Consider the following 9,038-nt stretch of genomic DNA (forward strand, 5'->3'; position numbering starts at 1 on the left):
CTTCGCCGTCTACCGCATCTAACAAACCGTGATCAAATCAGGCATAGAGGAACAACGCCGGGGCCGTGCGGATTGTGCGCCTCGGCATTCGATGCGGTTCAGCCCGACCGGGCCGGCCGGCGCGCCCGGTGCGGCTGGTGCTGGTCGGGCGAGGGCTGTCGGTTGGGCGGCTGTGGACGCGGCTCGGGTGAACCGTGGTCGGTGGTCGCGGTGAGGGAGGAGTTGCGGGATCTGGCCGCCGCCGGTGGTGGGGTGCTGGTCGTCCGACATGACGGGCAGCCTGGGGTCGTCCGGGTCGGCGGTGCTGCGTACCGCGATGTGCCCGGTGTGGAGCCGGCGGCCGACAGCGGCGGCCGCGGTGGTGGTCATGTGGCGGTGCGGCCGTCGTGGTCGTGTGCCGGCTGTGGCGGGGCGTGGCCGTGTGCGGTGGCGCGGGTCGAGTTGGCGGCCGTGTTCGGGCCGGTCGCGTTGGCGACGTATGCGGTGGAGCGGATGACCGAGGCGGCGTTCGACCTGCCCGACGTGACGGCGACGGAGTTGTTCGACCGGTTCCTGGTGTGGACGTGGCGGCCGTGCTGACCGTACGGACCGCCACGTCCGCCGACGTCGAGCCGTTGGGGAGTTGTTGGCGCAGTCGTGTGTGGTGGATCCAGTGGTGGCGTGGCTGATCAACGATCACGCGTTGCGGTACCTGACGATGCACCGGTTCTTCACCGCCGAGTTGGAGTTCGGTGTGCGGCACGGGATCGTCGATGTGGTCGGGCACTGCGACGGGGTGGCGATCTGGTATCCGCACCCGGCGGACCGGCTGCTGGGTGCGGAGCATCAGCGGCGCAGGTTGCGGTCCTGCGGTGACCGGCATGGCCCGTACGCGCACTACACCTTCACGGCCGGCCGGCTGGAGCCGACCGGCCGACACCACCACTTGGCGTTTCTGGCGGCGGCACCCTGGCTGAGACGCAAGGGCATCGGGTCGGCGCTGCTGGGCGCGCAACATGCCCGTCTCGACCGGATCGGGATGCCGGCGGTAGTCGAGGCCAGCAGCCAACGGCAGCGAGTGTTCTACGAACGCCACGGCTACCGCGTCGTCCGCGTCGCCCACTTGCCGGCGGGAGGGCCGCCGTTGTGGGCGATGCGCCGCTCCGGTGACCCGGTCGACCAACCACCGATGGCCGCAGCCCTGCGGGTCGGTTGAACTGGGCGGCTTGCGTTACCTGACCCGGAACAAGTCTTGTGTCCCGGCGCTCGCCGAGCTGGACGACCGGCACCTGACATACGTGGCGTGAGCGGTCAGCGTTCCTTCGTCTCGGCAGCCATCCACTTGAGGTACGGCGCGTACCCGGCAACGATCGGCATGCACACGATGCCGGGCACGTCGTAGTTGTGACGTGCCCGGATGTGCTCCTCCAACTCCGCGTACCGGGTGACCGTGGTTCTGAACGTCGCCCGCCACTCCTCGGCGGCCACCACCTCGCCCTGCCACCAGTAGGTGCTCCTGACCGGGCCGGCGACCTGCGCGGAAGCAGCCAGCCGCGCCGCGACCGCAGTATCGGCCAGCGTCTCCGCCACCGCACGGGAGTCGGTAGCGGTGATGACCTGGCAATGCTGAGGATCGGACATCGACGCTGCCTCCTTCGCAGGCGACCCTCAGCGATTCATCGAGCCGGTAGGGTAGGCGGTTCGCCGCCGGAGCGCAGGTACGTGACTGCTGCCGCGATGGCGGTCTCGGGTCGAAGGCGGAGGTGCTCGGCGGGGTACTCGGTCGGGACGCCGCCTAGGTCGAAGCTGATGTCGGCAGCCGGCGGCTGAACGTCTGGGGCGGTGAGGTGGTACCCGTCGTCGGCGACGTAGCCGACGAAGGCGTGCGTGGGGTGGCCGAGTCCGAGTTGCAGACCGGGCGGCAGCTCGTCCGGGTCAGCGGCTTCCTCGTCATAGATGGTCACGACAACGGGCTCGGCGCGCTGTTGGACCTCGCGCAGGAGCGAGTCCAGGACTGCGGCGTCTGTTGCGGCAGCGCTGTGGTTCTCCCTGCGGCTGCCCTTGTCGTAGGTCCAGTTCACCTTCATGCGATCGCCCTTCCGTTGCCAGTGTAGGTGCGCCAGAGCCTCACCTGCCCGTCATCATCGCGGACGAAGACCGTCAACCTGGAGCCGGCCGGTAGCAGTCGGGGCAGAATGGCGTCGCATCCGTATGGCTCATAGTCGCAGGGGGCGTTGTTCGTGATCAGGCTGGCCTCCTTGATTTGCTCTCGACGCATGCGCGCGGCAAGTTTTGCTTCTAAGTGATCTGTAGTGGTAGCTATCATCCGGTAGCGGGGCTTTAGGTCTGCGGCGGCGCTTGGATCTCGGCCGGACCTCATTGGAATCTGTTCGCCGTCGATGAAGGCTATTCCGGATGTTGGGTCTTTTGGCTTCCGTCTCGGTAATCGGCGGCTTGCCTCGGCGATCCACTTTGGGATGCTCTTCGAATGTTCATCGAGTGTGGTAGATGTGGCAGGCGCGGTATCCTGGCGTGACGATGGCCGCGCGGTACTTGGCCGGCTCGTCGGGGACATGCGGAGCCTTATCCCGATGCTGCCGGCGTAGTCGACAAGCGTTGTCGCAGCGCTGTGTAGAAGTTGGTCTGCTTCTTGCAACTTTTCCGACGATAGGTGGACCATGCTGACGACCCCGCCTGTCGAGAGCTGGTCGCTTCCGGCCAGGAGAAATCTTGCCTTGGACTGCTCCTCCGAAAGAATGCCAGCAACGGCGGCAATGCGGCTTCTCTCGCGGGTGATCTCGTCGAGTATCCGTTGCAGGCGATTGCCAAGTTCGGCCATGCTCATCTGTTTGACCCGTCAGCTGACGGTTTCGTTCGGACGGCCGGGTGGGTGCATCGTCGGGTTGGCCGAGGTCATGAGGTCACCGTAGCTGCAGTTGAGCAACGTAAACGATCATCGGAGCCCGCCGACAAAATGTTGACAACCGGCACCTCCACGTTGGGCGGCGGATACGAGATCATTTGTGTATGGCCGAGGGTTGGGGTGATCAAGAGTCGCCGGTCGATGATCTTTTGCAGGTGCGTCGCGTCTTGGGTCATCGGTTGGCGGTGTTGCGGCAGGCGGCCGGTTACACGCAGCATCAGTTGTCGAGGTTGATCCACTACCACCGCAGCAGTGTGGCGAACGTAGAGACCGGTCGTCAGCGAGCGCCGCGCGACTTTTGGCACCGGGCAGACAAGCTGCTGGACGCCGGTGGTGACTTGCTGGCGGCGTTTGACCGTGTCGAGTCGCAGCACCGGCGGCATAAAGTTGATCAGATGGCCAGCCGGTCCTCGGCCGAGACGATCCCGGAGGTCCCGTCAGAGTTCGGCCAGGGTGGGGCTGTCCGATCGATCGTGCAGGCCGCGCACGAGACCCGTGAACACGCTTTGAACGCAGGTGCATTGGCAGTGTCAGATGTTGCTATCGAGCAGTTGCGAGACGACGTCAGCCGGCTGGCGAGGCGCTTCCCGGAGCTGGAGCTGCAGCAGATCGTCGGCGAGACCCTTCGGATTCGCGATCTCGCGGTGCGCCTGCTGGAGCACACCCGCAGGCCGGCGCAGCAGGCCGAGCTGTACCTGATCACCGCCCAGGCCGCAGCGCTGTTGGCCAGCGAAAGCGTCGACCTTGGCCTGTGGTCACCGGCGATGCAGTACGCCCGAGCGGCCTACGCCTACGGCGAGATCGTCGGCCACGCCGGTGCGTGCGCCTACGCCAGAGGGATGCAGGCAACCATCGCCTACTGGACCGGGCAGGTCGACGACGCCGTTCACTACGCACAGACCACCGCCGACCTCGCCCCGGCCGGCGTCGCGCGGGTCCGCGCGTACAGCGTCCTTGCTCGTGCCCTGGCGTACCGGGGAGATGCGGGCGCGGTGGTGTCCGCGATCGCAATCGCAGCGGACGCCCGCAGCCAGGCCGGTCGTGACGAACTGCATGACGTCGTTGGCGGCGAGTTCGGGTTCACGGTCGAGCAGCAGGCCCGTTGCGACGGGACCGCACTGCTGCAGGTCGGCCAGGTCGCGCAGGCCACCGACGCGGCGCGCCGTGCTCTCGACCTGGCGGCGGCGACCCATGCGCAGTGGCCGACGGTCGTGGCGGAAGCCCGCGTCGACCTGGCGGCCTGCCTGCTGCTGGGCGGGCAGCTCGACGCGGTGGAGCCGACGCTCGCGCCGGTGTGGGCGATGCCGCCGCAGTGGCGTCGTGCCGGGCTGATCGGCCGGATCGACAGTCTCCGAGGCTCACTCAACGATCGTCGGTGGCGTGCCAGCTCGATCGCCCGGTCGACTGCCGACCGGGCCGAGGCGTTCGTGGCCGTACGGCCGGAGATTCCGGCGCTACCTGGCGTTTGAGCTGCGCTGCCACTCGGTCAGCAGTTCGCGTTCGCGGTCATGCGGCAGGCCGTGGTCGGCGGCGCGGGCCGCTTCGCCCTCGCCGACGATCCAGCTTCCGCCCTCGGTCAGCCACGCCCAGGTGTCGTCGATGGTCGCGGTCAGAGGTGCGCAGCGCAGTCCGGCGGCGTGTGCCCGTGAGCTGTCGACGGCCCACACTCCGGCGTGGGTACGCCACAGCGGCAGGCCGGTCCACTGCTCGACGCCGTGTGCGGTCAGCCAGGCGGGGTCGGCCCAGACCGGCTCCGCGTCCGATCCGGTTGTCGTGATGCAGCCGGTGACCAGGTCCGCGAACGTGGCGTGCCCTGCCGGGGCGGTGATGTTGAAGGTGCCCGACGTGCCGTGGCGGGCGCAGCGGAGGGCGAAGTCGGCGACGTCGCGTACGTCGATCGGCTGGATCGGGCGTGTCGCCGGGGCGGGTGCCAGAAGTGGGCCGCCTCGGGCGGCGCGGGCGAGCCACCAGGTGAGCCGGCCTACGTACTCGTAGCGGCCGAGGATCACGCCGGGGCGCAGGATCGTCGTCTTGTCGGTGCCGACAGTCGCTGTCACCGCCTGTTCGCAGCCGGCTTTGAGCGCGCCGTACTGGCCGGCGTAGCCGAGGTCTGCCCCGAAGTCAGCTCCGGCGTCCGGTGGGCAGTCGAAGACAGGGGAGTCCTCGTCGAGCGGCTGGTCCGGCCAACCGGTGTAGACGTTGATAGTGGACAGGTAGACGTAGTGCCCGACGACGGGGGCCAGCGCCGACGCGGCGGCCAGGACCTGGTTCGGGACGTAGCCGATGGTGTCGATCGCGGCGTCCCACGGGCCGTGGTCGGCCAGCCGGTGGAGGTCGTCGGGGTTCTCCCGGTCGCCGTGGACAGCGGAGACCCCAGGGGTGTCGGCTGCTGACGTACCCCGGTTGAAGGTGGTGACCGCCCAGCCGGCGGAGAGTGCCCGTTCGGCCAGGTGGCGTCCGAGGAACCAGGTCCCGCCCAGGATCAGCAGCCGCATTCCCTCATCATGGCGCACCGACGGATCGACGGCTGATGTGCCCGGAGTGTCAGCCGATTGCTGCCGTCGGCGCGATACGTAGCCGACAACGAGATCGGGCGAGTTCGCTCAGTGGGCACGTGATTCGTGTCCGTTCGATCTTGCGGGAGACGGTTGTGGGAAGACTGCTGGCGTTCACCATGCTGGGCTTGGCTGCCGGATTCATGCTCGGCTTCTTCACGTTCCGGTTGAAGCAGCGGTGGTGTCCGGTGTGTGGGGCGACGTTGCGGTGTCCGGATTGTGCGCCTCGGCATTCGATGCGGTTCAGCCCGACCGGGCCGGCCGGCGCGCCCGGTGCTGGTCGGACCGGTGCTGTGGGTCGGGCTGCGGTGGACGCAGCTCGGGTGAACCGGGGGCGGTGGTCGCGGTGAGGGAGCAGTTGCGGGACCTGGCCGCCGCCGGTGGTGGGGTGCTGGTCGTCCGACATGACGGGCAGCCTGGGGTCGGCCGGGTCGGCGGTGCGGCGTACCGCGATGTTGCCGGCGTGGACCCGGCGGCTGACAGCGGCGGCGGTGGTGGTCATGTGGCGGTGCGGCCGTCGTGGTCGTGTGCCGGCTGCGCAGAGTTGTGGCCGTGTCTGGTGGCGCGAGTCGAGTTGGCCGACGTGTTCGGGCCGGTCGCGTTGGCGACGTACGCGGTGGAGCGGATGACCGAGGCGGCGTTCGACCTGCCCGACGTGACGGCGGCGGAGTTGTTCGACCGGTTCCTGGTGTGGACGTGGCGGCCGTGCTGACCGTACGGACCGCCACAGCCGCCGATGTGGAGCCGTTGGCCGAGTTGTTGGCGCAGTCGTGTGTGCTGGACCCGGTGGTGGCGTGGCTGATCAGCGATCACGCCCTGCGGTACCTGACGATGCATCAGTTCTTCACCGCCGAGCTGGAGTTCGGCGTCCGGCACGGGATCGTCGATGTGGTCGGGCACTGCGACGGGGTGGCGATCTGGTACCCGCATCCGTTCGACCGGCTGCTCGGTGCGGAGCATCAGCGGCGGCGGTTGCGGGCCTGCGGTGACCGCCACGGCCCGTACGCGCACTACACCTTTACCGCTGGCCGCATGGAGGCGACCGGCCGACACCACCATTTGGCGTTCCTCGCGGCGGCACCCTGGTTACGACGCCAGGGCATCGGGGCGACACTGCTCGCCGCGCAACATGCCCGGCTGGACCGGATCGGGATGCCGGCCGTGGTCGAGGCGAGCAGCCCACGGTCCCAGGCGTTCTACCTGCGCCACGGCTACCGGATCGTCCGGGTGGCCCACCTGCCGGCCGGCGGGCCGCCGCTGTGGGCGATGCGTCGGGGCGGCGCACCACCCGACCAACCACCCATGACCGCAGCGCTGCGCGTCGGCTGAGCCGCAGATGCCGTTGGGGTGGGCCGCCGTGCAACCACGGCCCCACCCGCCCCCTGCCAGTGCATTGGGCTTCCCTGCCAACGGCGTTGACTCTCGACACGGGTGATCTGAAGTGTCGAGATCTTCTGTCGGGGGTGTCCGACATCGAGAATGAGGCGTTGAGTGGATGCGACCACGAGGAGCGCGGTGTTTCCCGCACCATAACGAGGATCTTTCGGATTGGTGTCCTGAAGGGATCTCTGGGCCGACAACCTCAATCAGGTCGTTGTCCGACACCCGACCAGCAGACGGCGAGCCAGGGACAACTCGATGATTGATCAACGGCATCTGCGGGACGCGAAGCACGCGCTCGGCCGGAAGCTGCGCGAGCTTCGTACAGCGCGCGGACTCGTGCAGAAGGACATCGCGCAGCTGGTCTTCAGCACCCGCAGCACCGTAGCGAACGTGGAAGCCGGCCGGCAGGTGGTCGACCGAGTCTTCTGGCAGCAGTGCGACACGATCCTCACCGCAGGCGGTGGCCTGCTCAACGCCTATGACGCCTACCGCCGTTTGGAGAAGCAATACCAATCGCAGCGGTCCGAGACGGCGCTGCGGGCCCGGTGGGGCGCGGCAGCCGAGGCAGCCCTGGATCGCCCACCAGCCTCCAACCTCCTGTCGGTCCATCCACGGTCGCGTCCCGCCGAACCGGCTGGCGGCGATCTCGCGTCGATGATCGCGCCAGCGATCGGCGCAACGGTCCAATCCGCCAGGGCGGATCACACCATTCCCGCACCGGGCGGGCGGCATTTCCCCGGCGCGTCCGTCGAGGTGGAGATCTACCCGGCGACCGACGACGGCCGGATCGTCGCGACGATCCCCCGGACCGATGCCGGTAGACGGTGGCGGTATCCGCTGCAGCGCCGGATCGTCGTGGGACAAGCCGTCACGTCCACCAGCGATGGGCTGTTCGGGCTGGACTCCCGCCACGCGTCGCAGCGGCTGGTTGACGCCGGCGACGACGTCCGCCTGCTCATTCCCCGCGCCTACCAGCTCGACGCCATCGCCGCAGCGGTGCTGTGGGCCGTGGCCAACCTGGACCAGTCGCTCCTGCTCGACGACGCCCGCCTCGACACCACCCGGACCGCCGCAGCCGAATACAGCCGCCTCACCCGGTCCGCCGTCAGCGCAGACATCGGCGACGACCTGGACACTGTGTCACGGATGTGGCTCGGCTCGGCGTTCTGCGCCGACCACATCAGCCGCCAATGGGACCGGCTCACCGAGACCCCCACCTTCTGGACGCGGGAACAGACCGGTGAAGAAGCCAGCACCTGGCTGCTCTTCCGCCACAAGCTGCACTATCTGAAAGCGACCGCGACGCGGTCCGCCACCGGCTCCCAACGGGCGACAAGGATGTTCTGCGTCCCCCGATCCGCTGTGGAAACGTCCACCGAGTCGGAACGGATACTCCTGCTGTTGGCGGTCGCGTTGATGGAATCCTTCGGCATCGACACCGCCGTCACCGACGAACCCGAGTACGGCACGCTACCCGGCCTCGTCCTCACCCCCCAGCGGGCGATCGTCGCCACCTGGCTCCGCGCCGACGGGGTATGGCACGTCGACGTCACCGATCAGCACGCCGTCATCACCGAATACCGCGACGCCGCCGCACACGTACAGGCCCACTCCGTCATCGCCGGCGACACCACCGGCACCCGCATGCAGGCACTCGCCGACTACCTGAACCTGGACTGGACCCGCCTGCGCCACCGGTGCGCCGAATTCGGCGACCACGGACTGGCCGGCATCGCCGAACCCCGCAGCCGCCTGCTCTGCCTCGACGGCGTCGACCGGGCGTGCCGATTCGTCGGCTCGCTGCCGTAATAGGCTCCCGACACCCCGCGAAACGATCCCCCGTCCGTACGGAAGGAACCCGGTGTCCTCAACTCCGGCAACGCCCACGCCACGGGTGGTGGTGTTCGGCCTCGGCGGCACCATCGCCATGACCAGCGGCACCGACGGCGGTGCGGTCAGCCCCACCCTGACCGCCCAGCAACTCGTCGACGCCGTACCCGGACTCGCGGACGCCCGGATCGCGGTCGACGTCGTCGACTTCCGCCGCCGACCCGGCGCGAGCCTCACCGTCGCCGACCTCACCGACCTGCACACCGCCGCGACGCGCGCCCTGGCCGACGGCGCGATCGGTGTCGTCGTCACCCAGGGCACCGACACCATCGAGGAAACCGCCTACCTGCTCGACCTGCTCCACCACC

Annotated in this window: 11 protein-coding genes and 1 pseudogene; 8 read left to right on the forward strand and 4 right to left on the reverse strand. The window is 68.7% G+C overall.

Annotated elements, in window-relative coordinates; translation table 11 throughout:
* The first annotated feature begins 210 nt into the window (after positions 1–210).
* Both ACFHVL_RS30155 and ACFHVL_RS30160 read left to right on the forward strand, forming a co-directional pair.
* A complete protein-coding gene (locus ACFHVL_RS30155) occupies positions 211–579 on the forward strand; it encodes a hypothetical protein (protein WP_416631947.1) in 369 nt (122 codons plus the stop codon).
* Positions 580–655: 76 nt separating this feature from the next.
* Complete coding sequence (locus tag ACFHVL_RS30160) at positions 656–1,195, forward strand: GNAT family N-acetyltransferase (protein WP_416631949.1); 540 nt, start codon at positions 656–658, stop codon at positions 1,193–1,195.
* Between the two features lie 95 nt (positions 1,196–1,290).
* On the opposite strand, the gene cutA is transcribed toward ACFHVL_RS30160, so the two are convergent.
* Genes cutA through ACFHVL_RS30175 form a run of 3 tightly spaced genes read right to left on the reverse strand, consistent with a single transcriptional unit; the run spans position 1,291 to position 2,824 of the window.
* Complete coding sequence (gene cutA / locus ACFHVL_RS30165; RefSeq protein ID WP_416631951.1) at positions 1,291–1,620, reverse strand: divalent-cation tolerance protein CutA; 330 nt, start codon at positions 1,618–1,620, stop codon at positions 1,291–1,293.
* 35 nt (positions 1,621–1,655) lie between these two features.
* Positions 1,656–2,066: an Imm1 family immunity protein gene (locus ACFHVL_RS30170; RefSeq protein WP_416631953.1), complete on the reverse strand. Its 411-nt coding sequence runs from the start codon at positions 2,064–2,066 to the stop codon at positions 1,656–1,658.
* The gene (locus ACFHVL_RS30175; RefSeq protein WP_416631955.1) at positions 2,063–2,824 is read right to left on the reverse strand and encodes a DddA-like double-stranded DNA deaminase toxin; all 762 of its coding nucleotides are present in this window, start codon (positions 2,822–2,824) and stop codon (positions 2,063–2,065) included. Before ACFHVL_RS30175 ends, ACFHVL_RS30170 begins: the two co-directional genes overlap by 4 nt.
* A gap of 182 nt (positions 2,825–3,006) precedes the next feature.
* Here ACFHVL_RS30175 and ACFHVL_RS30180 point away from each other — a divergent pair.
* Together ACFHVL_RS30180 and ACFHVL_RS30185 are read left to right on the forward strand one after the other, a co-directional pair.
* Positions 3,007–3,195 (forward strand): annotated as a pseudogene (locus ACFHVL_RS30180) (helix-turn-helix transcriptional regulator); the annotation flags it as partial.
* A gap of 234 nt (positions 3,196–3,429) precedes the next feature.
* Positions 3,430–4,371 (forward strand): hypothetical protein, encoded by a 942-nt coding sequence (locus ACFHVL_RS30185; RefSeq protein WP_416631967.1) that lies wholly within the window; start codon positions 3,430–3,432, stop codon positions 4,369–4,371.
* Here ACFHVL_RS30185 and ACFHVL_RS30190 read toward each other — a convergent pair.
* Positions 4,357–5,397 (reverse strand): NAD-dependent epimerase/dehydratase family protein, encoded by a 1,041-nt coding sequence (locus ACFHVL_RS30190; protein WP_416631957.1) that lies wholly within the window; start codon positions 5,395–5,397, stop codon positions 4,357–4,359. The genes ACFHVL_RS30185 and ACFHVL_RS30190 overlap by 15 nt on opposite strands.
* 406 nt (positions 5,398–5,803) lie before the next feature.
* Here ACFHVL_RS30190 and ACFHVL_RS30195 point away from each other — a divergent pair, with 406 nt between their 5' ends.
* The 4 genes from ACFHVL_RS30195 to ACFHVL_RS30210 form a co-directional block, all read left to right on the forward strand.
* Entirely contained in the window at positions 5,804–6,169 is a 366-nt protein-coding gene (locus ACFHVL_RS30195; RefSeq protein WP_416631959.1) for a hypothetical protein, read from the forward strand.
* A complete protein-coding gene (locus tag ACFHVL_RS30200; protein WP_416631961.1) occupies positions 6,154–6,786 on the forward strand; it encodes a GNAT family N-acetyltransferase in 633 nt (210 codons plus the stop codon). The genes ACFHVL_RS30195 and ACFHVL_RS30200 overlap by 16 nt, the downstream gene beginning before the upstream one ends.
* Before the next feature lie 309 nt (positions 6,787–7,095).
* Positions 7,096–8,649, forward strand: coding sequence for a helix-turn-helix transcriptional regulator (locus tag ACFHVL_RS30205; protein WP_416631963.1), 1,554 nt, complete (start codon positions 7,096–7,098; stop codon positions 8,647–8,649).
* Between the two features lie 118 nt (positions 8,650–8,767).
* A partial coding sequence (locus tag ACFHVL_RS30210) for an asparaginase domain-containing protein (RefSeq protein ID WP_416631965.1) occupies positions 8,768–9,038 on the forward strand: 271 nt, incomplete at its 3' end.

It is taken from the genome of Micromonospora sp. LOL_023 (assembly GCF_048060115.1).
Taxonomy (GTDB): Bacteria; Actinomycetota; Actinomycetes; order Mycobacteriales; family Micromonosporaceae; genus Micromonospora_E.

What these genes read in the sequence shown, in the direction of transcription:
- ACFHVL_RS30190 (WP_416631957.1), bottom strand. Translation starts at nt 5,397, where the DNA reads ATGCGGCTGCTGATCCTGGGCGGGACCTGGTTCCTCGGACGCCACCTG.
- ACFHVL_RS30205 (WP_416631963.1), top strand. Translation starts at nt 7,096, where the DNA reads ATGATTGATCAACGGCATCTGCGGGACGCGAAGCACGCGCTCGGCCGG.
- ACFHVL_RS30170 (WP_416631953.1), bottom strand. Translation starts at nt 2,066, where the DNA reads ATGAAGGTGAACTGGACCTACGACAAGGGCAGCCGCAGGGAGAACCAC.
- cutA (WP_416631951.1), bottom strand. Translation starts at nt 1,620, where the DNA reads ATGTCCGATCCTCAGCATTGCCAGGTCATCACCGCTACCGACTCCCGT.
- ACFHVL_RS30175 (WP_416631955.1), bottom strand. Translation starts at nt 2,824, where the DNA reads ATGAGCATGGCCGAACTTGGCAATCGCCTGCAACGGATACTCGACGAG.